Source organism: Pseudomonas sp. MDT1-16, assembly GCF_054898115.1.
Genome location: NZ_CM142717.1, coordinates 1,320,662 through 1,345,930 on the forward strand (window position 1 = coordinate 1,320,662; position 25,269 = coordinate 1,345,930).

A 25,269-nucleotide genomic window follows, 5' to 3' on the forward strand; every position below is an offset into this window, starting at 1 on the left:
TGACGTTCACGAGGCCTCACCCGTTTCAAGGTCGAAACATGAAAGGCAAAATCACCACGCTCCCCGTTTCCTACCGGCTTGCCGTCACTTCCCGAGTGCTGGCCGCCGTGCTGGGGGGTTACCTCGTCGCGGCATTGGCGAGTGTCAGCCTGACGATGTGGCTGCCCATGGCCCGCGACGAAGCGGTGGTCACTGGGATGATGAGCTCATTTCTGGTCTATCTGGTCGCCGTACTCTGGTGCTTTGCCTGTCGCAGTGCGTGGCAAGCCTGGTTCGGATTGATCGTGCCAAGCGTGGTGTTGGCGGCCGTGTCGGGGTTGGCGTACTGGATGGGTCACTCATGAAAGAGGGCTTTCGTCAGGCCATGGCCTGGCTGCACACCTGGGCCGGGTTGATCTTCGGCTGGCTGCTGTTCGCGATTTTCCTGACCGGCACACTCGCCTATTTCAAGGATGAGATCAGCCACTGGATGCAGCCGGAAATTCCCGCACGTGCAGTGTCCTCCGAAACGAGTCTGACCCTGGCCCAGCATTATCTTCAGCAGCACGCCGCCGGTGCCTCGCGATGGCTCATCGATTTGCCTGACGCTCGCGAACCCGCGCTGTCGGTGCGGTGGCAGCAAGCACCGGCCAAGCCCGGCACGCGGGGTCAATTCACCGAAAAACTCCTCGACCCGCAAACCGGCGCGCAAGTGCAGGGCCGGGACACACGCGGTGGCGAGTTCTTTTACCGCTTCCACTTTCAGTTGCAGATGCCCTATCCGTGGGGTCGCTGGCTGTCTACCCTCGCAGCGATGGTGATGTTCGTCGCGCTGATCAGCGGGATCATCACCCACAAGAAAATCTTCAAGGACTTCTTCACCTTCCGCCCGCGCAAGGGCCAACGCTCCTGGCTAGACGGGCACAACGCGGTGGGTGTGCTGGTGTTGCCGTTTCACCTGATGATCACTTACAGCAGCCTGGTGATTTTCATGTCGATGGTGATGCCCGCGAGCATCGTTGCCTCGTATGGCGGTGACAGCGATACCTTTTACGATGAAGTGTTTCCTGTTTCCAAAACCCCCGAACTTGCCGGTGAACCGGGCCAGTTGGCGCCGTTGGCACCGCTGCTGGAACGGGCCCGAGAGCAGTGGTCGGGCGGGCGAGCCGGGCGGCTGACGGTCAACAATCCGGGCGATGCGAATGCCTCGGTCGTCCTTGCGCGTGACGGCGCCGACCACGTAGTCCACGACTTTGGCAGCGCGGTGACGTTCAACGGGGTGACCGGGCAATTGCTTGGCGCCACGGCGGGACAATCCTTGCCGATGGCCATTGCCGGCAGTTTCTACGGCTTGCACATGGGCCATTTCGCCGGTCCTGTGTTGCGCTGGCTGTACTTCATTTGTGGTTTGGCGGGCACGGCGATGATCGGTACCGGGCTGGTGGTCTGGCTCGGCAAGCGTCAGCTCAAACATGCAAAGAGCGGTGTGATGCCGTTCGAGTTGCGGCTGGTGGAAGTGCTGAACATCGCCGGCATGTCGGGGTTGATGGTCGCGGTGGTGGCGTTCTTCTGGGCTAATCGATTGTTGCCGGTCGAGATGGCCGGGCGGGCAGATTGGGAAGTGCACAGCTTCTTCATCGTCTGGGGCTTGAGTGTGTTGCATGCCATGGTCCGCCGTGGTCGCGCCGCGTGGGTCGAACAGTTGGCGCTGGCGGCGTTGCTGTTCTGTGCGGTGCCGTTGCTGAACGCGCTGACCACGCCTTATCACTTGGGCGTCACACTGGCGCAGGGCGATTGGGCCATGGCCGGTTTCGATCTGGCATGCCTGGGCAGTGGTCTGTTTTTCGCTTGGGCGGCGTGGAAAATGCAGCGCTCGGGGCAGGCTGGAATCGTCATCCGACCGCGGGCGAAATCGATATCGCTTGAGCGAGAGGCGCACTGAATGTTCCTGGCCTTGTTGCTGTGCTACGGCGGTTTCACCGCGCTCTGTTTATCCATGGATCGGCATCACGCCGAACTGCTGGGGCGCAAGCCCTCGGCCCGTCGCCGCCAAGGGATGAAACTCAGTGGCGGGCTGTTGCTGGCGTTGTCGTTGTGGGCTGCGGTGTCGTCGACGGGGTGGGGACTTGGATTGGTAGAGTGGTTTGCGGTGTTGATGTTCAGCGCTCTGGTGCTGGTGCTGTTGATACCGTATCGCCCGCGCCTGGCCCTGGTGTTGGCGGGTTTGAGCCTGCTTGCCAGCCCCGTTGCCGTGTTTGCAAAGGGCTGAGCTGATGATCACCAGCCCCCCTGAATCCCATGACGATGAACATCGCGGTGCGCGTGCGCATTTCCTGCAGGTGTTCCTTTCCCAGCGTTCGCAAATGGAAGCGCTGGTGAGTCGTCGTGTCGGGTGTCGGGCGACGGCGGCGGACCTGGTGCAGGACTTGTTTCTGCGCTTCTGGCGTCGGCCGCTGGTGCAGGTCGAAGAGCTCAGCACTTACCTGTTGCGCTGCGCCGGCAACATCGCCATCGACCATTTGCGCAGCGAAGGCACGCGGGTGCGGGTCAACGAGGGCTGGATGCCGGATCAACCGGACAGCCACGGCAGCGAACCGCAAGCGGCGTTGGAGGCGGGCAACGATTTGCGTCACGTCGAAGCGGCGTTGCGCGCGTTGCCTGAGCGCACGCGGCAGATCTTTTTGCTCAACCGTATCCATGGCCGCAAATACGCCGAGATCGCCAAGGCCATGGGTTTGTCCCAAAGCGCCGTGGAAAAACATATGATGCGCGCCCTCGAGGCTTGCAAGGCCAGCCTGCGGGAACCCGAACCGCGCACGCCAGGGAAAGCACTGTGAACAACACCGAACGCGTCACCCCGACGCCCGCGCAGGAGCAGGCGGCCTTCGCCTGGCTGAGCCTGTTGCATGACCAGCCCAGCAGCGGCGATCAACTCACGTTCAGTCGCTGGTTGCAGGCCGACCCCGCCCATGCAGAGGCTTACGCCCAGGCGCAAGTGGTGTGGGAGTTGACCGAAGCACCGGCCCGAACGCTGGCCGATGAAGAAGTGTTTGCCTTGCAGGGTTACCTCAACGCCATGAATCGCTCGCGCCGTACCAGCGTCCGGCGTTGGTCCGGTGCGCTGGCGATGGCCGCGTGTCTGGTGCTGATGATTGGCGTCGGTGCTGGCTGGCAACCGTCGCGCTGGGTCGATGATCTGGGGGCTGACTATGTGTCGGCGCCGGGGGAAATTCGCACGGTCACGCTGGTCGATCAGTCGCAAGTCACCCTGGATGCCGACAGCGCGATTGCGGTGGATTTCAGTCGTGGCGAACGGCACGTTGAGCTGCGTCGCGGTGCCGGATTTTTCAGCGTGACCCACAACGGCGAGCCGTTTGTGGTGGACGCTGAAAAGGGTCAGGTGAAGGTGCTGGGGACTCAGTTCGAAGTACGCCTGCAACCTCACGGTGCGCAGGTCACGGTGTTGTCCGGGCGCGTCGGTGTGACAGCGGACAAGAACGCCGCGCAGCAAATTCTGACGGCTGGCCAGCAAGTGGCTTATGGCGCTGGTTTGGCGGAAAAACTCCACAGCGTCGACAGCGAAGCGCAATTGGCGTGGCGTCAGGGTTGGCTCAATTACTACAAGGCGACACTCGCCGAGGTGGTGCAAGACCTGGGACGTTATTACCCGGGACGGATTGTACTGCTCAACGATGAACTGGCGGCGCGGCGAGTCAGTGGCAGTTTCCCGAGCAAGGATCCGCAGGCGGTGTTGAGTTCATTGCAAGGGGTGTTGGGGTTTGAGCAGCACCAGGTTCTGGGGCATCTGATTATTTTGCGGTGAGGCTTTTTTCAAGTATTTTCAAAATTTCTGGTGAGGTAAACCCCGGCGCCATCCGTGTAGTGACTGAAACTGCGAGTCATTCGCATCCCGTAGGTTCTACACAGGTCATGAGCAATGAAGTCCAGTGCAAAATCGGGTTCGGTCAAACAATGGTTGGGTACGTGTGCATTGAGCTTTTCGGCGTTGGCGTTGCTGCCGTTGAGTGTGGCGGTGGCAGCAGAGGCCGGCAGTGCTCGACAGAGTGCGCAGTTCAGCTTCGCGATGGCCGCCAAACCGCTGCCCCTGGCCTTGAGTGACTTCAGCCGGATCACTGGCATCAGTGTGGTCTACACCGATGAGGCACCGTACGGTCTAACCGCCCCGGCGATCAATGGTCAGTTCAACGCCGATCAAGCGATGCAGCGTTTGCTCAGCGGTTCGGGATTCACCTTCCGTCGTACCGACGGCCACACGTTGGTCCTGGCGCCGTTACCCACCGAAGGCACCTTGAACCTCGGCGCGACCACCATCACTTCCGTGGCCGATCAATCCATGAGCTATCAACCGCCGCCCACCAGTTCGGTGATGCGCTCCTCGGCCTTGCTCCAGGAAATCCCCCAGACCGTCAACGTCATCCCGGCTCAGGTCATTCGCGATCAGGCACCGCGCAATCTGGACGATGCACTGGCCAACGTCAGCGGCATTACCCAGGGCAACACGCTGGCGAGCACCCAGGATTCGGTGATGACGCGTGGTTTCGGCGACAACCGTAACGGCTCGATCATGCGCGATGGCATGCCGATCGTGCAGGGCCGTGGCCTCAATGCAACCGTGGATCGGGTCGAAGTCCTCAAGGGCCCGGCATCCTTGCTTTACGGCATCCAGGACCCGGGTGGCGTGGTGAACATGGTCAGCAAGAAGCCGGAGCTTGAGCAGTACAACGCCTTGACCTTGCGCGGCTCGACCTACGGCGACGGCAAAAACGGCAGCGGTGGCGGCCTCGACAGCACCGGCGCACTCGGTACTTCCGGCCTCGCTTACCGCATGGTCCTGGACCACGAAGACGAAGATTACTGGCGCAACTTCGGCACTCACCGCGAGACGCTGGTGGCGCCGTCACTGGCCTGGTTCGGCGAAAGCACCCAGTTGTTGTTCGCCTATGAACACCGGGAGTTCCTGACCCCGTTCGACCGTGGCACGGTGATCGACCCGCGTGACAATCACCCGCTGGACATCTCCCGTGAGCGCCGTCTCGACGAACCCTTCAATAACATGGAAGGGCGCTCGGATCTGTATCACTTCGAGGCCGATCACGAACTCAACGACAACTGGAACGCCCACTTCGGCTACAGCTGGAACCGTGAAACCTACGATGCCAGCCAAGTGCGCATCACGGCCATCGACACCAAGAAAGGCACGCTGACCCGCAGCATGGATGGGACGCAGAGCGCCATCAGCACCGACCGTTTCACCACTGCCAGCCTCGAAGGCAAAGTCAACGTTCTGGGCCTGCAACATGACCTGGTGTTCGGCATCGATGACGAGTACCGCAAGATCTACCGCGAAGACCTGATCCGCCAGAAAAGCCTGAGCACCTTCAGTTACCTCAACCCGGTCTACGGCCGCGAAGTCGCCGGCACCACCGTCAGCCCTGCGGACAGCGCGCAAACCGATGAACTGCGCAGCGATTCGGTATTCCTCCAGGACTCGATCCACCTGACCGATCAATGGATTTTCGTCGCTGGCGGGCGTTTCCAGGAATACGACCAGTACGCCGGCAAAGGCGTGCCGTTCCAGGCCAACACCGACAGCAACGGCCAGAAATGGGTGCCTCGCGCCGGTCTGGTGTATCGCTACACCGATGAACTGTCGTTCTACGGCAGCTACACCGAGTCGTTCAAACCCAACTCGACCATCGCGCCGTTGAGCGGCAGCAGCACCGTGCTTGACGGCAGCATCGCGCCGGAAGAAGCCAAGTCTTGGGAAATCGGCGCCAAGCTCGACATGCCGGGCCGCGTCACGGGTAACGTCGCGCTGTTCGACATCAAAAAACGCAATGTGCTGGTGGCCAACTCCGAAGGCCCGGTGACGATCTACAACGCCGCCGGCGAAGTGCGTTCCCGTGGGCTGGAAGTGGACTTGACCGGTCAGCTGAGTGATCGCTGGAGCATGATCGGCAGCTATGCCTACACCGACGCCGAAGTCACTGAAGACCCGACCTACAAAGGCAAAAAACTGCAAAACGTAGCGAAGAACAGCGGCTCGCTGTCGGCGGTCTATGACTTCGGCACCCTCGTCGGTGGCGATCAGCTGCGGGTCGGTGCGGGGGCGCGGTATGTCGGTGAGCGATCGGGTAACGCCGTGAATGATTTCGACCTGCCGAGCTACACCGTGGCCGATGCATTCGCCACCTACGACACCAAAGTTGAAGGGCAGAGGGTCAAGTTCCAGCTCAACGTGAAGAACCTGTTTGATCGCACCTACTACACCTCGGCGGCGAGCCGGCTCTTTGTGTCGATGGGCGATTCGCGGCAGATTTCGTTGTCGAGCACGTTGGAGTTCTAACCGCAAACCGCATCATCGTTCATCGCGAGTTTGCTCTCGATGGCGGCATCCCTAGCACCAACTACTTTCGGGTTACCGCAAAAACGCCTGGCGATACTCGCCGGGCGTTCCACCCAACGCCTGACGAAACCGATTAGTGAAATGACTCGCACTGGCAAACCCGCATGCCAAAGCGATCTCCCCCAACGGCTGCGACGTCGAGCGCAGTAACGCCCGTGCCCGGCTCAGTCGTCGCGACAGCACATACTGATGCGGCGGCAATCCAAAGCTCTCTCTGAACATGCGCGCAAAGTGGTACTCCGATAACGCACAAAGCCCAGCCAACTGCCCCAGGCTGATGGCCTCGGCCAACTGATTGTCGATGAACTCCACCAACTGCCGTCGTTGATGCGCCGCCAGTCCACCCTTGAGCCGCAACCCCTCGCGCATGCTGACCTGACCGAGCAAGACGTGGCTGAGCATTTCGTGGGCGAGGCTGCTGGTGAGCAGTCGTTCACCGGGTTCGTCCCAGTTGAGTGTGAGCATTTGCCGAAAGCGCCGGGCTTGTGCCGGGTCGTCGAGAAAGGTGGCTTCGCGCAATTGCAGTTCGCGAGGTTCGCGGTCCAGCAGCGTGACGCAGCCGAGGGCGAACTGTTCGGGGCTGAAATAAACATGTGCCAGGCGAATGTCGCCGTTGATCACCCAGCCCGATTGATGCTCGGCCGGCAGGATGCACAGCTTGTCGGGGCCGCCCTTGGTGCCGGGCTGGTCGCGGCGAAAGGTCCCGGTGCCGCCGGCGATGTAGCAGGACAGGGTGTGATGGCTCGGCGCTTCGTAGTCCTGAGCATCGTGATGATTGCTCCACAAGGCTGCAGCCATGCCGTCACCGAGCTCGGCGCTGTGCTCCAGACGAGCATTGGGCGAGCGGTTGAGGGCTTGAAAGACTTGCAGGTTTTCCAGTGTGGGCATAATCGCTTCTCTTCAACGCTTTGCATCCTACTCCGTAGACGTTGGCCTGCCAGCCCATCGGCTGACAAAAGCGCAAGTTTATGCAAGTGCGGCGAGGCTTGGCGCGGGACACTGAGCCCCTATTGAGGAGCCTTTGCCATGAACCTTTCGTTGTACTTGCTGACCGTGCTGATCTGGGGCACCACCTGGATTGCCTTGAAATGGCAACTGGGTGTGGTGGCGATTCCGGTGTCGATTGTCTATCGCTTCGGCCTTGCGGCGTTGGTGCTGTTCGTCATGTTGCTGCTGAGTCGCCGCCTGCAAGTGATGAACCGCCGGGGGCATCTGATCTGCCTGGCGCAGGGACTGTGCCTGTTCTGCATCAACTTCATGTGCTTCCTGACCGCCAGCCAGTGGATCCCCAGCGGTCTGGTTGCTGTGGTGTTTTCCACCGCCACCCTGTGGAACGCCCTCAATGCGCGGGTGTTCTTCGGCCAGAAAATTGCTCGTAATGTGCTGATGGGCGGCGCGTTGGGCTTGTTCGGACTAGGCCTGTTGTTCTGGCCTGAATTGGCGGGTCATACCGTCAGCCCGGAAACCTTGCTCGGGTTAGGTCTGGCATTGCTCGGAACCTTGTGCTTCTCGGCAGGCAACATGCTCTCGAGCCTGCAACAGAAGGCCGGTCTCAAACCCCTGACCACCAACGCCTGGGGCATGGCTTACGGCGCGGCGATGTTGTCGGTGTGGTGCCTGGTCAAAGGCATCCCGTTCGACATGGAATGGAATGCACGCTACATCGGCTCGTTGTTGTATCTGGTCATTCCCGGCTCGGTGATTGGCTTCACCGCTTACCTGACGCTGGTCGGGCGCATGGGGCCGGAGCGGGCGGCATATTGCACAGTATTGTTCCCGGTGGTGGCGCTGAACGTTTCGGCGTTTGCCGAAGGCTATCAATGGACGGCGCCAGCACTGGTGGGATTGGTGCTGGTGATGTTGGGTAATGTGTTGGTGTTCCGTAAACCTGGGGTACTTCGATTACGCAGCAGCGTGAACGGGGCTGATAAGTACGGGATTTAATCATTCCTCGGTTCTGAGGCTTATATAAATGAGTGTGGGTGATGTAAAGCTTAGAATTTTTTGGGCCCATTCGTCATAGTTCCAGACATCCGATTGGTCCATGTTGAACCATTCGACACCCACAACCTGTATGCAGATGTAGTAGACGAATATGGCTACTAATAAACCCATCAATGCATATTTTTTAGCCTCGTGGAAATCGTCGGCGCTGGCACTGAGGTTTCTATAGAGCTGATAGGTGCCCATCAGGCAAAGCAGGGTGTAGATAACTTCAAGTGTAATGATGATCCAGTAAATCCGATGTTGAAGCATGGGCGATGTAATGGCCCGAAGGCCATATTTCGACTGGTCGCTGGTGGTGTCCATACTCAATATATGAGCGACATACTCATAATTGGTCGGGTAGTCGGCTAAGTTGCTGTACATCATCAGCAAGCCGAAAAAACTAATAAAAGACATCAGTGCGATTTTGCTGATTCTGATGGTTTGGTTTGTTGTCAGGTTGTTCACGGTTTTGGTTCTCCAGAATGTGTGCCTGTGATGGCAAGTGACTGAAGAAAGTTTATCTCGTAGGTCGTTACTTAAGTTGTTTACTGAATTGCAAGTTGTGTAAGAGGTTGGGGTTGGCTTTTGAGTTTGCTCGCCAAGTGTTTTATTCGTTGAACTGGGTGCGGGCAGGCGTTGAAACGTCTGCCTGGCTTTTTCAGTCATTCCACACTTGTGGATTCACCAGATCTTGCGGTCGCTCACCCAACAAGGCGCTGCGCAAGTTAGCCAACGCGCGGTTGGCCATGGCCTCGCGGGTTTCATGGGTAGCGGAGCCGATGTGCGGCAACGTCACCGCGTTTTTCAGTTGGAACAGGGGAGACTCGGCCAGCGGTTCTTTCTCGTAAACGTCCAGACCCGCGCCGCGAATCCGGTTGGTCTGCAGCGCTTCGATCAACGCCGGTTCATCCACCACCGGGCCACGGGCAATGTTCACCAGAATGGCGCTCGGTTTCATCAGCGCCAGTTCGCGGTGGCTGATCAGGTGTTTGGTTTTCTCGCTGAGCGGTACCACCAGGCAGACGAAATCGGCTTCAGCCAGCAGTTGATCCAGGCTGCGGAACTGCGCGCCGAGTTCTTGCTCCAGCTCGGTCTTGCGGCTGTTACCGCTGTAGATGACCGGCATGTTGAAGCCCAGCCGCCCGCGGCGGGCGATGGCCGCACCGATGTTGCCCATGCCGACGATGCCCAGGGTCTTGCCGTGCACATCGCAACCGAACAATGGCGCACCGACGGTGGCTTGCCACTGGCCGGCCTTGGTCCAGGCGTCCAGTTCGGCGACGCGCCGGGCGCTGCTCATCAGCAAGGCGAAGGCCAGGTCGGCGGTGCTTTCGGTGAGGACGTCGGGGGTGTTGGTGAGCATGATGCCGCGTTCGTTGAAGTAGGCGACGTCGTAGTTGTCGTAGCCGACGGAGACGCTGGAGACGACTTCAAGTTTGGCGGCGTTTTCAAGTTGAGCGCGACCGAGTTTGCGACCGACGCCGATGAGGCCGTGGGCGTGGGGGAGGGCTTCGTTGAATTGGGCGTTGATGTCGCCGTTTTTCGGGTTGGGCACGATGACGTCGAAGTCTTGCTTGAGGCGTTCGACCATTTCGGGGGTGACGCGGCTGAAGGCGAGGACGGTCTTTTTCATGGGAGGAGGGCTCGTCGGGGCTCGGAGAATGCCAAGCACGCTAACATTTCTCTCCGTCGTTATGCGAGTGTCTGGATCAGTTCGCCACCCGAACCCCACCCATACTCCCGCTCAATTCATACGCCACCAATTCCGCCTGATGCGCCGCCAATATCTCCGGCAACGACCCGCGCAAATACTCGACCCACGTTTTAATCTTTGCGTCCAAATACTGCCGCGACGGATAGATCGCATACAGATTCAGTTCCTGCGACCGGTAATTCGGCATCACCCGCACCAGCGTCCCGTTGCGCAACCCTTCAATCGCCGCATACACCGGCAACACGCCAACCCCCATGCCGCTGGTGATCGCCGTCTTCATCGCATCAGCAGAGTTCACCAGAAACGGCGAGCTATTGATGGTGACCATTTCCTGGCCTTCCGGGCCGTCGAAGGTCCATTTCTCCAGCGGAATCACCGGGCTCACCAGGCGCAAACAGGCGTGGTTCAGCAAGTCGCTGGGCTTGTGCGCGCAGCCGTTGGCTTTTACATAGGCGGGCGAGGCACAAACGATGCTGTAGGTGATGCCCAAACGCTGGGAGACGAACCCCGAGTCCGGCAGTTCGCTGGCGAGCACGATGGACACGTCGTAGCCTTCGTCGAGCAAGTCCGGCACGCGGTTGGCCATGGTCAGGTCGAAGGTGACGTCGGGGTGAGTCTTGCGGTAGCGGGCGATGGCGTCGATCACGAAGTGCTGACCGATGCCGGTCATGGTGTGCACCTTGAGCTGCCCGGCCGGGCGCGCGTGAGCGTCGCTGGCTTCGGCTTCGGCTTCTTCGACGTAGGCCAGGATCTGCTCGCAGCGCAATAGATAACGCTTGCCGGCTTCGGTCAGGGCGATGCGTCGAGTGGTGCGGTTGAGCAGGCGGGTTTGCAGGTGGGCTTCCAGGTTGGAGACCGCGCGCGAGACGTTGGCCGTGGTGGTGTCGAGTTGCACGGCGGCGGCGGTGAAGCTGCCGGCCTCGGCCACGTAACTGAAGGCGCGCATGTTTTGCAAAGTGTCCATGGGGTGCTCTCTGGGCGAATGGCAAATTGTGACACGAAGTTGCTGATTTTCTACAGGCGACTAAAGATGGACTAACGGATTATCGCGTTAACCGTAACAAAGATTCACAGGATTCCCAGCTTATCGCCAACAAAGCCGACCCCTAGAATTGCGCACCTCAGGAACAACACCCACCTCAGGAAATCGCAGCAGTGCCGCGTCGCATCAGCAGAGCGCTTCAGACGCTCAGTGTTTTGGCTTTAACCCTGGCAATCAGCGGCTGCATCGGTACCGCAGGTTTGACCCCGCAGGGCAAGGCACTCGAGGCCAATTCATTGGCCACCGACGAAGCTATTCAGAGCGCAGCTAAGGACGCTCACTGGCCTACCGCCCAATGGTGGCAGGCGTATGGCGACCCGCAACTGAACCGCTGGATCGGCCTCGCCCTGCAAGGTAGCCCGACCATGGCCATGGCTGCAGCGCGAGTACGCCAGGCCAAGTCCATGGCCGGCATCGCCGAGTCGTTGCAGATAAACGGTGAATCCACGCTCAAACGCCACAACTGGCCCACCGATCAGTTCTACGGGCCGGGCGAGCTGGCCAACACCAGCACCTGGGACAACAACGCCGCGCTGGGTTTCAGCTATGCCCTCGACCTCTGGGGCCGCGAAAGCAACGCCACCGAGCGCGCCGTTGACTTGGCCCACATGACGGCAGCCGAAGCACGGCTGGCGCAGCTCGAATTGCAGAGCAACATCGTGCGCGCCTACATCGAGCTTTCGTTGCATTACGCGCAACGGGACATCGTCGCCGCGACGCTGAAACAGCAACAGCAAATTCTCGACCTGGCGCAAAAGCGTCTCAACGGCGGCATCGGCACCCATTTTGAAGTCAGCCAGGCCGAAACGCCGTTGCCGGAAACCCATCGTCAGATCGATGCGCTGGACGAAGAAATCGCCCTGAGCCGCAATCAACTCGCAGCACTGGCAGGTTTTGGCCCAGGGGAGGGCGCGCAGTTGCAGCGGCCGACGCTGTCGTTGGGCGCGCCGCTGAAGTTGCCGTCGTCCTTGCCAGCGCAATTGCTCGGTCAACGCCCTGACGTGGTCGCCAGTCGCTGGCAAGTGGCGGCCCAGGCGCGGGGTATTGATGTGGCTCACGCCGGGTTTTATCCCAACGTCGATCTGGTCGGCAGCCTCGGCTACATGGCCACGGGCGGCGGCGCGTTGGAGTTCCTGACCGGCAAGAAGCTCAACTATAGCGTCGGCCCGGCCATTTCGTTGCCGATCTTCGATGGCGGCCGTTTGCGCTCGGAGCTGGGCGAAGCCTCGGCCGGTTACGACATCGCCGTGGCCCAGTACAACCAGACGCTGGTCAACGCGCTGAAAAATATTTCCGACCAGCTGATCCGCCGCGAATCCATGGACAAGCAGCAAACCTTCGCCGCTGAGTCGGTGTCCACCGCGCAGAAGACTTATGACATCGCGATGATCGCCTATCAGCGCGGCCTCACCGATTACCTCAACGTGCTTAACACCCAGACTTTGTTGTTCAAACAGCAGCAGGTTCAGCAGCAGGTTCAGGCCGCGCGTCTCAGCGCCCATGCTGAACTGGTGACCGCTTTGGGCGGTGGACTGGGCGCGGGCAATGATGCGCCAAAAGACAGCCAGACCGATGCTCCGAAAAAAATAGCACCGAACCTCCCCGCCATTCTCCAAGCCCTCAATCATTGAGCAGGACTTCATGACTCCCTTGCCCGCACCTCTGCGCTGGCTGTATTCCCTTGAGTGGCGCCGGGGTTTCTTCGACTGGGCGCGCAGCGATGGCGTGACCTGGGTCTACATGTTCAAGGTGTTGTTCGCCGCGTTCCTGACCCTGTGGCTGGCCATGCGTCTGGAGTTGCCGCAACCGCGCACGGCGATGATCACCGTGTTCATTGTCATGCAACCGCAAAGCGGGCACGTGTTGGCCAAGAGTTTCTATCGCTTCCTCGGGACGTTGGCCGGCTCGGCGGTGATGGTCGCGCTGATTGCCTTGTTCGCCCAAAACACCGAGCTGTTCCTCGGTTCGCTGGCGATTTGGGTGGGCATCTGCTCGGCCGGCGCGGCGCGGTATCGCAACTTCCGCGCCTACGGTTTCGTGCTCGCCGGATACACCGCGGCGATGGTCGGTTTGCCCGCATTGGCCCACCCGGACGGTGCGTTCATGGCCGCTGTGTGGCGGGTGCTGGAAATCTCCTTGGGGATTATTTGCTCCACGCTGGTCAGCGCCGCGATCCTGCCGCAAACCGCCAGTGCCGCGATGCGCAACGCCTTGTATCAGCGCTTCGGCGTGTTCGCATTGTTTGTCACCGATGGTTTGCGCGGTCGCAGCAAACGGGAGGCTTTTGAGGCGAGCAACGTGCGCTTCATCGCCGAGGCCGTGGGGCTGGAAGGGTTGCGCAGCGTCACTGTGTTCGAAGACCCGCACATGCGCCGGCGCAACGGTCGGCTCAGTCGACTGAACAGCGAGTTTATGGGCATCACTACGCGCTTCAACGCCCTGCACCAATTGCTTGAACGCTTGCGCAGCAGCGGCACCGATCACGTGGTCGCGGCGATCAAACCGGGTTTACAGGACCTCGCCGAACTGCTCGACGGCTTCAGCGGCCGTGCCCTGACCAACGCCGATGCGGGGCGTCTGGTCATCGCGCTGACCGCCTATAAAGAAGGTTTGCCGGCGCGCGTTCGTAGCTTGCGAGCGATCTTTCAGGAGAGCCATCCGAGCGACGCCGAGCAGCTGGATTTTCACACTGCCTACGAATTGCTCTATCGCTTCGTCGATGACTTGCACAGTTATGCACAGACCCACGCGTCGCTGGCTGATCACCGCCATGCGCGCGAGCGTTGGGATGAACCGTTCACCCCGCAAACCAACTGGATGGCGTCGGCCGCCTCGGGTATTCGCGCGGCATTCATTCTGGTTGTTCTGGGCAGCTATTGGGTCGCCACCGCGTGGCCGAGCGGCGCGACCATGACGCTGATCGCCGCTGCGACCGTGGGCCTTTCAGCGGCGACACCGAATCCAAAACGCATGGCATTTCAGATGGCTTGCGGGACGTTGCTCGGGGCACTGATCGGCTTCGTCGAGATGTTTTTCATCTTCCCCTGGATCGATGGTTTTCCGTTGCTCTGCGTGATGCTCGCGCCGGTGATCGTGCTCGGTTCGTTCCTGACTTCGCGGCCGCATTACGCCGGCGTGGGCCTCGGTTTGCTGATCTTCTTCAGCACCGGTTCGGTGCCGGACAACCTCACTGTTTACAACCCGTACGCCTTTATCAACGACTACATCGCCATGGTGCTCGGCATGCTGGTCTGTGCGGCCGCCGGGGCGATTATTCTGCCGCCCAACAGTCGCTGGTTGTGGCGTCGGCTGGAGCAGGATTTGCGCGGCCAAGTGGTGTACGCCATCAGCGGCAAACTCAAGGGTTTGGCGTCGAGTTTCGAAAGCAGCACCCGCGACCTGCTGCATCAGGCCTATGGTCTCGCGGCAGGGCAGCCGCAGGTACAACGGGACTTGCTGCGCTGGATGTTTGTGGTGCTGGAAGTCGGTCACGCGATCATTGAGTTACGCAAGGAACAGGCGATCCTGCCGGTGCATCCGGCCTATGCCGAATCTCAACCCTGGCGTCAGTCCATCAGGGTGATGGGCCGCTCGCTGGTGCGGCTGTTTCTGCAACCGAGCCAGAGCAATCTGGAGCGTGGATTGATCGCCGTCGATCACGCGCTCAGCCGTGTGCAAGCCACCGACGAACCTTTCGCGCCGCACTTCGACACCTCGGCCCTGCGTCGGGTGAAGAGCTACCTGCACTTCATCCGCACCTCGTTGCTGGACCCGCAATCACCGCTTGCCGGCTACATAAATGCCAACGCCACCGCCAAGCCCCAAGGACTTGAACATGCCTCGTGAAATCGCCTTCCACGGCGTGTACATGCCGACCATGACTTTGATGTTTTTCATCGCAGCGGCACTGGGCTGGGCGCTGGACCGGTTCCTGTCCAGGTTCGATCTGTACCGCTTCTTCTGGCACCCGGCGCTGCTGCGCCTGAGTTTGTTTACCTGTCTGTTCGGCGCCTTGGCGCTGACTGTTTACCGTTGACTCTCTACCACTGACTCTCTATCACTGAAGAAGGCCCTGATGAAAAAGCTTTTCAGCCTGCTCGCCACCCTGTTGGTGCTGGCCCTTGCGATATGGATCGGCCGGACCCTCTGGGTGCATTACATGGACACGCCGTGGACCCGCGACGGCCGGGTGCGCGCCGACATCATCAACGTGGCGGCGGACGTTACCGGCGAAGTGGTGGACGTGCCGGTGCGTGATAACCAACAGGTGAAGAAGGGCGATTTGCTGATGCGGATCGACCCCGAGCACTACCGCATCGCGGTCAAACAGGCGCAGTCGCTGGTGGCCTCACGCAAGTCGACGTGGGAGATGCGCAAGGTCAATGCCCACCGCCGCGCCGACATGGATAACCTGGTGATCTCCAGGGAAAACCGCGACGACGCCAGCAACATCGCTGACTCGGCCCTGGCCGATTACCAACATGCACAAGCGCAACTGGAAGCCGCCGAACTGAACCTCAAACGCACCGAAGTCCGCGCAGCAGTAGACGGGTACGTGACCAACCTCAATGTGCATCGCGGCGATTACGCGCGCATCGGTGACGCGAAAATGGCCGTGGTCGACATGAACTCGTTCTGGGTCTACGGCTTCTTCGAAGAAACCAAATTGCCCCACGTGCGGGTCGGCGATAAAGCCGACATGCAGTTGATGAGCGGCGAAGTGCTGAAGGGGCATGTGGAGAGTATTTCTCGCGGTATCTACGACCGCGATAACCCGGAAAGTCGTGAGCTGATTGCGGACGTGAACCCGACCTTTAACTGGGTGCGGTTGGCGCAACGGGTGCCGGTGCGGATTCACATTGATGAAGTGCCGGAGGGTGTGCTGTTGGCGGCGGGGATTACTTGTACGGTTGTGGTGAATGCGCAGCAAGAGCAAAGGCAGTAAGCATCTGCTCCACAGCCATAGCTTTAACCGTAAAAACACCGAGCGAGACCGACGCCTTCGGGGCTCAAACCAATAGTGTTGGCGCTGACGATGATCCGACCTTCCATACCTGATGTCAGCACCACAGGTTCGCTTCGAGATTCAGAGTCGAGGTTGGTAAAGCCCTTGCCGTTAAAACCGGTATCCGGTTGGCCATCCGGCTGGAAGCGTGCGACGTACACCCAGCTTCCCGTTGAGGCAACCACGAACCTGTTGTCGGTTTGTGCGAGGGCAGAAGCCCAGCCGTTGTCGTGTTGTTCATCAAACTGCGTGATCAGGGGTTTGCGGTTATTGAACAGTTGATGCGGTGTGCCATTGGGTGTCACCGCGACGAGTAACCCGGCGGTCTCCTTCTTGCCAGCAGTGCTGGCTGCGCCGGCGCCGAGCAAGCTGCCATCGGATCTTTCAATGAGCGTGTTGAACTGTGTGGTTCGGTCGGCAACCTCGACGACATGAAACCCCGGCCTCGCCTTATCGCCGAAACTGACGTCGATTTGTCCGCTGGCATCCAATCGAGCAAGCACAGCAGTATTTTGTTGTTCCTTGAACTGTGCATATCCGGCAATCACGATCTTCTCCCCTTGAGACACGCAGGCGGTGATTGCCGTCGAAGCATTTGGCAGGCCTGGCAGTTTGAATTCCCAGCGCCCGTTATTACTAAACTCGCTGTCTGGGGATCCATCCGGCAGCAGGCGTAGCAGAACGCCGGTTGCAGGTCTCGAAACGCTAAGCGATAAATAGCTAGGACTGATGAGCAATTTGTTGTCAGGCTGCACATGCACTGAAGACATGTCTGTCTGTAGTTCCAGATCTGGCGGGGTTTCGATGATAAGGCAACCGCTTTCGCCAAATGTCAGGTCAGGCTTGCCCTTTTTATCAAAGCACGCCACCACCAGATCGGCCCAGCCGTCGGTGCGCTCGGTCCAGCCCAGCATGTAGATTTTGCCGCTTTCGCTTTCTTGAACCGCGAGCTTTCCGCCTGCGGAACTTTGCGTGGCAACAAAATTGCCTGCAATAAAACCTCTGTCGGCGAATGTTGTGTCCAGTCGGCCATTGCCATCCAGACGTCCCAGTACATAGACGTAAAGATCGTTGCGATACATTTGGGCGCTGAAAATCGTTTTGCCTTGCGAGACACTCGACAGGCCCTTGAGCAGGCGCGGTAGGGCGAATTCTGGATCTTTGATCAGGTCGTGGAGTGTCAGCGTGCCCTGATCGCCAAAGGCCGGATCCGGTGTGCCGGGTTGCACGGATGGATTGCGATGGACTGTAGTCATGATGTACCTGCCGATATAGTTGGATAAAGGGATCGCCACGATGGATTTATCGTTGGCGAAGAGGCTATCCACGACATCTTCCGGTTCTCATACAAGACACACGGTCTGTGAGTTCTTCCTCTCTCCCGAGTCTGTGACTGACGGCAGTGAGCCGTCTACTGACAGAAATAACAGGTGGCAATGCGCAATCGCTTTATCCCTGACACAGTGTCTCGTGCAAAAAAGTATTCGGTGTAGTCGGTCATGCTGTTTCCTGAAAGTCTGCAAAGTCTGTTCTGACGCCTTCGCGGGCAAGACCGCTCTCATAAAAAGCACCACCGAACATGTGGGCTTGCTCGCGGTTCGTGTCGACGCGGTCTCAGAGCTGCCCGCGCAACCCGAACCGCTTCATCAACCCCGACTGCAGTAACCCTTTAGGCAGCAACCCCGCCAACAACGGCAACGCCCGGCTGCCATTGCCCAGACGAACCAGCCGCGGCGGTTTGCTCTGCAGCACAGCCTTGAGCAAACCGGCAGCAAACTCACTGGCTGGGGTCGGATTGTCCTGGGACGCTTTGGCCCGCGCGCGAATACCTTCACGCAGCGGAAACCACGGCGATTGCTCGGTGATCAACTGCTCAGCCTCATGGCCGGCATTCTTGGCAAAACTGGAGGCGATGGCGCCCGGCTGGACTTCCATGACCCGCACGCCAAATGGCGCCAGTTCCATACGCAGCGCATCGGTCAAGGCATGCACTGCCGCTTTCGAGGCGCAGTAGGCGCCGGCGAATGGCGTGACCAAAACCCCGGACACGCTGCCGATGTTCACCACCAGACCCTTGGCGCGGCGCAGCACCGGGAACAGGGCGCGGGTGACGCCGACGATCGCGAACACGTTGGTTTCGAATTGCCGCTGCATGGCCGGCACACCGCCGTCGAGCAACGGCCCCATGGCGCCGTAACCGGCGTTGTTGATCAGCACGTCGAGGCCGCCATGTTGCTGGTTGATCCGCTCGCTCAAGTGCTCGAGTGCCGCACCGTCGTTGACGTCCAGTTGCACGGCGGTGAAACCGGCAGCGGCCAGAGCCACCACGTCTTCAGCCTTGCGGGCGCTGGCCCAGACTTCGTAACCGGCACTTTTGAACACCTCGGCGAGGGCGCGGCCAATGCCGCTGGAACAACCGGTAATCAACGCAACGGGCATGGCGCGGTCCTTGTGCAAAAAAAGGGAATTAGTCGGAGAAACTACCTTGCAAACGCTCGGCGCGAAACTCCAGCGTTTGCGGACGATAACCAGGACGCAGCGGCGGCAGCGGCAAACAGTCTTCCCAGTTCGCGCCGGCCTGCAGTTCACCGGGGCCGCGATAGCGCGGTGCGGCGTATTGATTGTCGGCCAGATTGACCGTGTCGCCCGGCGCATAGGCGGCGATGCGCCAGCGCAGTTCGGTCAGCGGCACGTCGTTGCCGTTGTTCATTTTCAGTTGCAGCGGGCGATCGGCCGGGCACTGTTCGGGCGCGTAAGTGATGCGCAGCTCCAGGCGCGCCAGTTGCTTGACCTCGCGGTTGTCCATCCAGATCACCCACGTTGCCACCACCGCCAATCCGATGGCCGCTGCCACGGAGACCGGCAACGCCTTGGCCGGGTAACGCAGCAACAAAATCAGCCAGGTGATGACCAGCAGGACGCCGATGAACATGTTTGAACGCTCCTTGAACTCATGACCACCATCCTACCGAAGGGCCGAAGGAATGGACATTCGTCGATCAAGGTCCTTTGCCGTTGGTCGGCACTGTAATTTCTGACAGTAGCCACGCTTGTCCACGAACGGTTAGATGACCGCTGGTAAACAGGGACGCCACCGGCATGCAGGCCTTGACGATGGGAATGCACCACAAAACACCCAGACTGTCCGTTGTCGACCCACGTGGTCTGCCAATCCGTTCGGTTGATTATTGGCGCGAGGTCGAAGGCGTTCCTACTCAGGCACGCATCAATCGCACTTTCCATGATGTCGCAGGACGTGCGGTTGAACAGTGGGATCCGCGGCTTTGGGCGCTGAAACAAGAAGAGCCGCTGGCGCCCGCCAACCTCATGACGGTGTTTTCGCTGTCGGGTAACGCGCTGTGCATTGACAGCGTCGATGCCGGCTGGCAGCTCAACCTGCCGGGTCTTGGCAGTGAGGTTTTGCTGAGCTGGGACAATCGAGGTACGCACCGTAAAGTCGAGTATGACGATCTGCTTCGTCCCGTTTCGGTGTTCGAGCAGGGCGGGGCGGAGCCAAGCCGTTGTGTTGAACGCATGGCCTATGGCGATCCCGATCACGGCGAGCAGAATCAATGCGGGCAGTTGATCCGTCACGACGACCCCGCCGGGACGGTGCTGTTCGAGACCTTTTCAATCACCGGCCAATGCGTGAAGCAAGTCCGTCACTTCACCCTGGACCCTGTTACACCTGACTGGCCGGAGTTGGAAGCCGATCGTCAGCGCCTGCTTGAGCCGGGGGAGGGCGCCGCTTCGACGTGGCATTTCGGTCCGTTGAATGACGTACTGGAACAGATCGATGCCAAGGACAACCGCCAGGTCTTCAGCCTGACCCTTGACGGTCGCTTGCGTGAGACGCGTCTGCAACTTCAGGGACTGACCACCTGGCAAACCCTGGTCAGCGATATCCAGTACAACGCCGAGGGGCAAGTGACGCACGAAACTGCCGGCAACGCTGTAGACACAACCCTGCTTTACCGCGCTGAAGACGGCGTGTTGATGGAGCGTCAGGCGCAGGCCGCGGGTGCTCGGATGTTGCAGCATCTGATCTACGACTATGACCGGACGGGCAATGTCCTGAGCATCGAGGACAAGGCGCTGCCGGTGCGTTACTTCGCCAACCAGCGTATCGATCCGGTCAGTCGCTTTATCTATGACAGCCTTTACCAATTGATCGAGGCCTTTGGTTGGGAGGCGGGGACTGCGAATCAGGGACCTGCATCGGTGGGACGGGTCGACCCGGCAGCGGTCAGCAACTACCACCAGGTCTACAGCTATGACGAGGGCGGCAATCTGCTGAAACTGACGCACGTCGGCGCACAAAGCCCGGGGCGTGAACTGAAAGCCGCCCGATACAGCAATCGCTGTCTGCCCTGGCGCAACGGTGTGCCACCCACCGAAGAAGAAATCGCCACTGCGTTCGACGCCAAGGGCAATTTGCTGGAGCTGGATCAGGGACGACCTTTGACGTGGAATCTGCGTAACCAGTTGCAATCGGTCAGCCCGGTGGAGCGCGCCTCCGGTCTCAATGACCGGGAGTTCTATGTCTACGATGGCGGTGGTCAGCGCGTGCGCAAGATTCGCTCGTTACAGACCAATGCCCGAACCGTGGTGGCTGAAGCGCGTTACCTGCCGGGACTGGAAATTCGCACCGACAGTAGCACCGGGAAGGTGCTACAGGTCATCACCGCGCAGGCCGGGCTCAATAGTGTTCGGGTGCTGCATTGGGAAACCGATCCGCCGTCCGGTGTGACCAACGATCAGTACCGTTACAGCCTGGTTGATCATCTGAACTCCTGCACGCTGGAGCTCGCCGACAATGCGCGAATCATCAGTCGGGAAACCTATTATCCCTTTGGTGAAACCGCCTGGTCTGCCGGCCCGAACGACACCGATGGGGATTACAAAACGGTTCGGTATTCGGGTAAGGAGCGGGATGCGACGGGGCTTTACTACTATGGGTTTCGGTACTACATACCGTGGTTGCAGCGGTGGCTGAATCCGGATCCGGCAGGGGCTGTCGATGGTCTCAATCTATATTGGATGACCCGTAATAATCCGGTCAGCCTTGTCGATGACAACGGAGCAATCAGTACGGTGCCGCAGGCAAACGGATTAAGGGTACCGGTCATTGCGGCAGGGGCAGACCGTAACGTCCCGGGGGCAAGATATGTCGATAGGGGCAAACCAAACCTGGGTGTATCGGCGACCGGTAAGCCCACCAACATTCACAAAGCCCTGGAAGCACGCGAGTTCGGGCAGGTGGAGGTCAGCTCCAAATTCCTAGACCCGGTCCCCCGTCGTTATTCAGCAGCTACCGATTCAGGGTTGAAAAATACACGTGGCGGGGGTGAGTTTATTTTCACAATGGACAAACTGAGTTATTCGGGAGCGAGCAAGGGCGCGTTCAACATGTTAAGAGTCGTTGACATCCCGAAGGGCGAGATCCCCGACAAAGACAATGTGGTCGCCGGTTTCTGGGCGCCGCAGGGCGGTCATGTGGACATACCACTCAAGCCCACGGGTACCGCGCCTGATTATGTATTCACGCCAAACTTCAGTGGTTGTTCCTTGACCGTGGACCAACTCAACGACAACGTGCTTCGCGTCCGGCATGTCGAGGGTTTGAAGGAGAACGCGCAGTACAACGCACTTCCTGCAACGGAGCATGGAAAGGGGCTCGCCGGGGCGATGGAGTATCGGGACTACGGCTTTGACCTGGATGGGCAGGGTCAACCGGAGGAAGTCATATCCGGTTTCGCTTTTATGAAGTACGACCGAAAACAACAGGTCTGGAATATTCATTATCAGACCATTCAAGGTGCGAGCAGTATCGATCACTACGCACCAGGCAAGACGGGCTTTCTAAATCGCTCGAACGCTGCTGTCACCGTTTATTCACAGACGAAGATCAGGAAAACCATGTCCAAACAGGTGGTCACGGCAAGACGGTGAGCCAGTGGATAAAAACGCCCCCGCCCAACCCGCCGCGGATAGGGAATGCAGCGGGTTGGGCGGGGGCTTCTTGTGGGGCCAATCAATCACTGCTCGGTGTTGTTCACCGACACGCCGCGCTTGTTTGTTGTAACCGTTTGTCGACACTGTAATTTCTGACAGTAGCCATGCTTGTCCACGAACGGTTAGATGACCGCTCGTAAACAGGGACGCCACCGGCATGCAGGCCTTGACGATGGGAATGCACCACAAAACACCCGGATTGTCCGTTGTCGACCCGCGTGGACTGCCGATCCGTTCGGTTGATTATTGGCGCGAGGTCGAAGGCGTTGCTACTCAGGCACGCATCAACCGCACCTTTTACGATGCTGCAGGACGTGCGGTTGAACAGTGGGATCCACGGCTTTGGGCGCTGAAACAAGAAGAACCGCTGACGCCCGCCAACCTCACGACGGGGTTTTCGCTGTCAGGTAACGCACTGTGCACTGACAGCGTCGATGCCGGCTGGCAGCTCAACTTGCCGGGTCTTGGCAGTGAGGTTTTGCTGAGTTGGGACAATCGAGGTACGCACCGTAAAGTCGAGTATGACGATCTGCTTCGTCCCGTTTCGGTGTTCGAGCAGGGCGGGGCGGAGCCAAGCCGTTGTGTTGAACGCATGGCCTATGGAGGTCCCGATCATGGCGAGCGGAATCAATGTGGCCAGTTGATCCGCCATGACGACCCCGCAGGGACGGTGCTGTTCGAGGCCTTTTCAATCACCGGCCAATGCGTGAAGCAAGTCCGTCACTTCACCCTGGACCCTGTTACACCTGACTGGCCGGCGTTGGAAGCCGATCGTCAGCGCTTGCTTGAGCCGGGGGAGGGCGCCGCTTCGACGTGGCATTTCGGTCCGTTGAATGACGTACTGGAACAGATCGATGCCAAGGACAACCGCCAGGCCTTCAGCCTGACCCTTGACGGCCGCTTGCGTGAGACGCGTCTGCAACTTCAGGGACTGACCACGTGGCAAACGCTGGTCAGCGATATCCAGTACAACACCGAGGGGAAAGTGACGCACGAAACTGCCGGCAACGCTGTAGACACAACCCTGCTTTACCGCGCTGAAGACGGCGTGTTGATGGAGCGTCAGGCGCAGGCCGCGGGTGCTCGGATGTTGCAGCATCTGATCTACGACTATGACCGGACGGGCAATGTCCTGAGCATCGAGGACAAGGCGCTGCCGGTGCGTTACTTCGCCAACCAGCGTATCGATCCGGTCAGTCGCTTTATCTATGACAGCCTTTACCAATTGATCGTGGCCTTTGGTTGGGAGGCGGGTAGTGCCAATCAGGGGCCGCAATCGGTGGGGCGAACCGATCCGGCAGCAGTCAGTAACTATCACCAGACCTACAGCTATGACGAGGGCGGTAACTTGCTGAAGCTGACGCACGTCGGTGCGCAGGGGCCCGGACGTGAATTGAAGGCCGCGCGTAACAGCAATCGCTGTCTGCCCTGGCGCAACGGAGTGCCACCCACCGAGGCAGAAATCGCCGCCGCGTTCGATAAAAGAGGCAATTGTCTGGCGCTGGATCAGGGGCGCTTCCTGACGTGGGATCCGCGCAATCAGTTGCAATCGGTCAGCCCGGTGGAGCGCGCCTCCGGGGTCAATGACCGGGAATCCTATGTCTACGATGGCGGTGGTCAGCGCGTGCGCAAGATTCGCTCGTTACAGACCAATGCCCGAACCGTGGTGGCTGAAGCGCGTTACCTGCCGGGACTGGAACTGCGTACCGACAGTGGCACCGGGAAGGTGCTACAGGTCATCACCGCGCAGGCCGGGCTCAATAGTGTCCGGGGGCTGCATTGGGAAACCGATCCGCCGTCCGGTGTGACCAACGATCAGTACCGTTACAGCCTGGTTGATCATCTGAACTCCTGCACGCTGGAGCTTGCGGATGCCGCGCGAATCATCAGTCGGGAAATCTATTACCCGTTTGGCGCAACGGCCTGGTTTGCCGGGGATGATGTGATTGAGGTCAGTTATAAAGTCATTCGTTACTCGGGCAAGGAACGAGATGCCACAGGGCTTTATTACTACGGCCTGCGTTATTACGCGCCTTGGTTGCAGCGCTGGCTTAATCCCGATCCCAAGGGGTTCATCGATGGGCCGAATCTGTATCAGATGGTCGTTAACTCACCCATGACGTATGTCGATAGCGACGGTGGGGGGAGGACCGTGGCTTCGGAGCTGAGCGAGAGCCTGGACAAGCAACAAGCCTTGGTCTCATCGGTTGGAGGAGCCGTTTCTGATCTCAAAAATTCAATGCTTAACCACACCTATGCGCAGCATCGGTTCAAAGCGTTGGGCAGGCGAGTCGCTACCCAGCTTGTTAGCAGTGCTTTCAGTACTGCCAGTGAGGCAGCGGGAGCGGCGGGGGGCGGTGCCTTGGGTGGGTTGATAGGTCCGGGGGGCGCAACGCTAGGGGCAAAGGTCGGGGCGAAAGTCGGCTCCAAGGCAGCAGATGCTTTGATTTCCAAGGTGGTGGACACCTATCAACTGGATCGTCCGATCAACTTCAAGGGTAACGAAATGAACCCTAAAACATTCATTGAGCGTGTTGAACCCAAAAAGAAACTCAGTCTTGCGACGGCAAAACTTGAACTGTCAGCGATTGACCCACGGACACGTGAAGGGCGAAAGCAATTGGGGAAAAAAGTCATCACTGCGGTGGTAGATAAGGCTGTCAAAAAGGTCGCCAGCAAGCTGGGGCCGGAAGCGCCGGGTCTGATCAAGACAGGTCGGGAGTTTTACCAGGCATCGCAAGGACTGAACGCGACATCACTTAGCGAGGCTTACGACGAGACGCCAGCAGTGATCGATATGCTGGAGTTCAGGATGCAGGCAATCAAAACTGAATTCGCCGTTTCCGGTAGTGCAGATTCAGAAACCTTCGAGCGTATCGCCGAGCTCTCGACGCAGACGCAGCAGGTGGTTCAGACGTTGAATCGAAACCAGAATTTCATTGAACTTGTCGCACCCAAGCCTTACGCCGGACGACGACAATCACTGAATGGAATGTCCAGGTCAGCCCCTGCTCGGCAAATGTCGCACGGCTGACACGAAAAAAAGCCCCCACCCACCCCGCTGCGGATAGGGAAAACGCAGCGAGTTGGACGGGGGC

General features: G+C 59.4%; 20 protein-coding genes. 13 read left to right on the top strand and 7 right to left on the bottom strand.

Annotated elements, in window-relative coordinates:
• The first annotated feature begins 38 nt into the window (after nt 1-38).
• The 6 genes from ACYZT3_RS05900 (at nt 39) to ACYZT3_RS05925 (ending at nt 6,346) form a co-directional block, all read left to right on the top strand.
• Nucleotides 39-344, top strand: coding sequence for a DUF3649 domain-containing protein (locus tag ACYZT3_RS05900; RefSeq protein ID WP_462031696.1), 306 nt, complete (start codon nt 39-41; stop codon nt 342-344).
• On the top strand, nt 341-1,921 hold the full coding sequence (locus ACYZT3_RS05905) for a PepSY-associated TM helix domain-containing protein (protein WP_462031697.1): 1,581 nt from the start codon (nt 341-343) through the stop codon (nt 1,919-1,921). The genes ACYZT3_RS05900 and ACYZT3_RS05905 overlap by 4 nt, the downstream gene beginning before the upstream one ends.
• Nucleotides 1,922-2,248, top strand: a complete 327-nt coding sequence (locus ACYZT3_RS05910) for a DUF3325 domain-containing protein (protein ID WP_462031698.1) — start codon at nt 1,922-1,924, stop codon at nt 2,246-2,248.
• A gap of 4 nt (nt 2,249-2,252) precedes the next feature.
• On the top strand, nt 2,253-2,816 hold the full coding sequence (locus ACYZT3_RS05915; RefSeq protein WP_008150603.1) for an RNA polymerase sigma factor: 564 nt from the start codon (nt 2,253-2,255) through the stop codon (nt 2,814-2,816).
• Nucleotides 2,813-3,802, top strand: a complete 990-nt coding sequence (locus ACYZT3_RS05920) for a FecR family protein (protein WP_462031699.1) — start codon at nt 2,813-2,815, stop codon at nt 3,800-3,802. The genes ACYZT3_RS05915 and ACYZT3_RS05920 overlap by 4 nt, the downstream gene beginning before the upstream one ends.
• 114 nt (nt 3,803-3,916) lie before the next feature.
• A complete protein-coding gene (locus ACYZT3_RS05925) occupies nt 3,917-6,346 on the top strand; it encodes a TonB-dependent siderophore receptor (RefSeq protein ID WP_462031700.1) in 2,430 nt (809 codons plus the stop codon).
• A 72-nt stretch (nt 6,347-6,418) separates the two neighbouring features.
• On the opposite strand, the gene ACYZT3_RS05930 is transcribed toward ACYZT3_RS05925, so the two are convergent.
• On the bottom strand, nt 6,419-7,294 hold the full coding sequence (locus ACYZT3_RS05930) for a helix-turn-helix domain-containing protein (protein ID WP_462031701.1): 876 nt from the start codon (nt 7,292-7,294) through the stop codon (nt 6,419-6,421).
• Between the two features lie 138 nt (nt 7,295-7,432).
• Here ACYZT3_RS05930 and ACYZT3_RS05935 point away from each other — a divergent pair, with 138 nt between their 5' ends.
• Entirely contained in the window at nt 7,433-8,350 is a 918-nt protein-coding gene (locus ACYZT3_RS05935; RefSeq protein WP_462031702.1) for a DMT family transporter, read from the top strand.
• Here the strand turns inward: ACYZT3_RS05935 and ACYZT3_RS05940 are convergent, their stop codons facing one another.
• The 3 genes from ACYZT3_RS05940 to ACYZT3_RS05950 form a co-directional block, all read right to left on the bottom strand.
• A complete protein-coding gene (locus ACYZT3_RS05940; protein WP_282375329.1) occupies nt 8,351-8,860 on the bottom strand; it encodes a DUF2165 domain-containing protein in 510 nt (169 codons plus the stop codon).
• Between the two features lie 193 nt (nt 8,861-9,053).
• Nucleotides 9,054-10,028, bottom strand: a complete 975-nt coding sequence (locus ACYZT3_RS05945; RefSeq protein ID WP_282375191.1) for a 2-hydroxyacid dehydrogenase — start codon at nt 10,026-10,028, stop codon at nt 9,054-9,056.
• A gap of 76 nt (nt 10,029-10,104) precedes the next feature.
• Nucleotides 10,105-11,073, bottom strand: coding sequence for a LysR family transcriptional regulator (locus ACYZT3_RS05950; protein ID WP_282375192.1), 969 nt, complete (start codon nt 11,071-11,073; stop codon nt 10,105-10,107).
• Between the two features lie 191 nt (nt 11,074-11,264).
• Between ACYZT3_RS05950 and ACYZT3_RS05955 the strand changes: the two genes are divergently transcribed.
• The 4 genes from ACYZT3_RS05955 to ACYZT3_RS05970 are packed head-to-tail and all read left to right on the top strand — an operon-like array spanning nt 11,265 to nt 16,096.
• Nucleotides 11,265-12,782 (top strand): efflux transporter outer membrane subunit, encoded by a 1,518-nt coding sequence (locus ACYZT3_RS05955; protein WP_462031703.1) that lies wholly within the window; start codon nt 11,265-11,267, stop codon nt 12,780-12,782.
• A 10-nt stretch (nt 12,783-12,792) separates the two neighbouring features.
• Nucleotides 12,793-14,997 (top strand): FUSC family protein, encoded by a 2,205-nt coding sequence (locus ACYZT3_RS05960; RefSeq protein ID WP_462031704.1) that lies wholly within the window; start codon nt 12,793-12,795, stop codon nt 14,995-14,997.
• Nucleotides 14,987-15,187, top strand: a complete 201-nt coding sequence (locus ACYZT3_RS05965) for a DUF1656 domain-containing protein (protein WP_282375196.1) — start codon at nt 14,987-14,989, stop codon at nt 15,185-15,187. The genes ACYZT3_RS05960 and ACYZT3_RS05965 overlap by 11 nt, the downstream gene beginning before the upstream one ends.
• A gap of 39 nt (nt 15,188-15,226) precedes the next feature.
• Nucleotides 15,227-16,096: an efflux RND transporter periplasmic adaptor subunit gene (locus tag ACYZT3_RS05970; RefSeq protein ID WP_462031705.1), complete on the top strand. Its 870-nt coding sequence runs from the start codon at nt 15,227-15,229 to the stop codon at nt 16,094-16,096.
• A 23-nt stretch (nt 16,097-16,119) separates the two neighbouring features.
• On the opposite strand, the gene ACYZT3_RS05975 is transcribed toward ACYZT3_RS05970, so the two are convergent.
• The 3 genes from ACYZT3_RS05975 to ACYZT3_RS05985 all read right to left on the bottom strand — a co-directional run bounded on the left by ACYZT3_RS05975 (nt 16,120) and on the right by ACYZT3_RS05985 (nt 19,088).
• Entirely contained in the window at nt 16,120-17,484 is a 1,365-nt protein-coding gene (locus ACYZT3_RS05975; protein WP_462031706.1) for a hypothetical protein, read from the bottom strand.
• Nucleotides 17,485-17,770: 286 nt separating this feature from the next.
• Nucleotides 17,771-18,595 (bottom strand): SDR family oxidoreductase, encoded by an 825-nt coding sequence (locus tag ACYZT3_RS05980; protein ID WP_282375199.1) that lies wholly within the window; start codon nt 18,593-18,595, stop codon nt 17,771-17,773.
• A gap of 28 nt (nt 18,596-18,623) precedes the next feature.
• Entirely contained in the window at nt 18,624-19,088 is a 465-nt protein-coding gene (locus ACYZT3_RS05985; protein WP_282375200.1) for a multidrug transporter, read from the bottom strand.
• Between the two features lie 167 nt (nt 19,089-19,255).
• Between ACYZT3_RS05985 and ACYZT3_RS05990 the strand changes: the two genes are divergently transcribed.
• Both ACYZT3_RS05990 and ACYZT3_RS05995 read left to right on the top strand, forming a co-directional pair.
• On the top strand, nt 19,256-22,108 hold the full coding sequence (locus ACYZT3_RS05990) for an RHS repeat-associated core domain-containing protein (RefSeq protein WP_462031707.1): 2,853 nt from the start codon (nt 19,256-19,258) through the stop codon (nt 22,106-22,108).
• A 235-nt stretch (nt 22,109-22,343) separates the two neighbouring features.
• A complete protein-coding gene (locus ACYZT3_RS05995) occupies nt 22,344-25,205 on the top strand; it encodes an RHS repeat domain-containing protein (protein ID WP_462032341.1) in 2,862 nt (953 codons plus the stop codon).
• Nucleotides 25,206-25,269: the final 64 nt, after the last annotated feature.

What these genes read in the sequence shown, in the direction of transcription:
- ACYZT3_RS05900 (WP_462031696.1), top strand. Translation starts at nt 39, where the DNA reads ATGAAAGGCAAAATCACCACGCTCCCCGTTTCCTACCGGCTTGCCGTC.
- ACYZT3_RS05905 (WP_462031697.1), top strand. Translation starts at nt 341, where the DNA reads ATGAAAGAGGGCTTTCGTCAGGCCATGGCCTGGCTGCACACCTGGGCC.
- ACYZT3_RS05910 (WP_462031698.1), top strand. Translation starts at nt 1,922, where the DNA reads ATGTTCCTGGCCTTGTTGCTGTGCTACGGCGGTTTCACCGCGCTCTGT.
- ACYZT3_RS05915 (WP_008150603.1), top strand. Translation starts at nt 2,253, where the DNA reads ATGATCACCAGCCCCCCTGAATCCCATGACGATGAACATCGCGGTGCG.
- ACYZT3_RS05925 (WP_462031700.1), top strand. Translation starts at nt 3,917, where the DNA reads ATGAAGTCCAGTGCAAAATCGGGTTCGGTCAAACAATGGTTGGGTACG.
- ACYZT3_RS05930 (WP_462031701.1), bottom strand. Translation starts at nt 7,294, where the DNA reads ATGCCCACACTGGAAAACCTGCAAGTCTTTCAAGCCCTCAACCGCTCG.
- ACYZT3_RS05935 (WP_462031702.1), top strand. Translation starts at nt 7,433, where the DNA reads ATGAACCTTTCGTTGTACTTGCTGACCGTGCTGATCTGGGGCACCACC.
- ACYZT3_RS05945 (WP_282375191.1), bottom strand. Translation starts at nt 10,028, where the DNA reads ATGAAAAAGACCGTCCTCGCCTTCAGCCGCGTCACCCCCGAAATGGTC.
- ACYZT3_RS05950 (WP_282375192.1), bottom strand. Translation starts at nt 11,073, where the DNA reads ATGGACACTTTGCAAAACATGCGCGCCTTCAGTTACGTGGCCGAGGCC.
- ACYZT3_RS05960 (WP_462031704.1), top strand. Translation starts at nt 12,793, where the DNA reads ATGACTCCCTTGCCCGCACCTCTGCGCTGGCTGTATTCCCTTGAGTGG.
- ACYZT3_RS05965 (WP_282375196.1), top strand. Translation starts at nt 14,987, where the DNA reads ATGCCTCGTGAAATCGCCTTCCACGGCGTGTACATGCCGACCATGACT.
- ACYZT3_RS05970 (WP_462031705.1), top strand. Translation starts at nt 15,227, where the DNA reads ATGAAAAAGCTTTTCAGCCTGCTCGCCACCCTGTTGGTGCTGGCCCTT.
- ACYZT3_RS05980 (WP_282375199.1), bottom strand. Translation starts at nt 18,595, where the DNA reads ATGCCCGTTGCGTTGATTACCGGTTGTTCCAGCGGCATTGGCCGCGCC.
- ACYZT3_RS05985 (WP_282375200.1), bottom strand. Translation starts at nt 19,088, where the DNA reads ATGTTCATCGGCGTCCTGCTGGTCATCACCTGGCTGATTTTGTTGCTG.
- ACYZT3_RS05990 (WP_462031707.1), top strand. Translation starts at nt 19,256, where the DNA reads ATGCAGGCCTTGACGATGGGAATGCACCACAAAACACCCAGACTGTCC.
- ACYZT3_RS05995 (WP_462032341.1), top strand. Translation starts at nt 22,344, where the DNA reads ATGGGAATGCACCACAAAACACCCGGATTGTCCGTTGTCGACCCGCGT.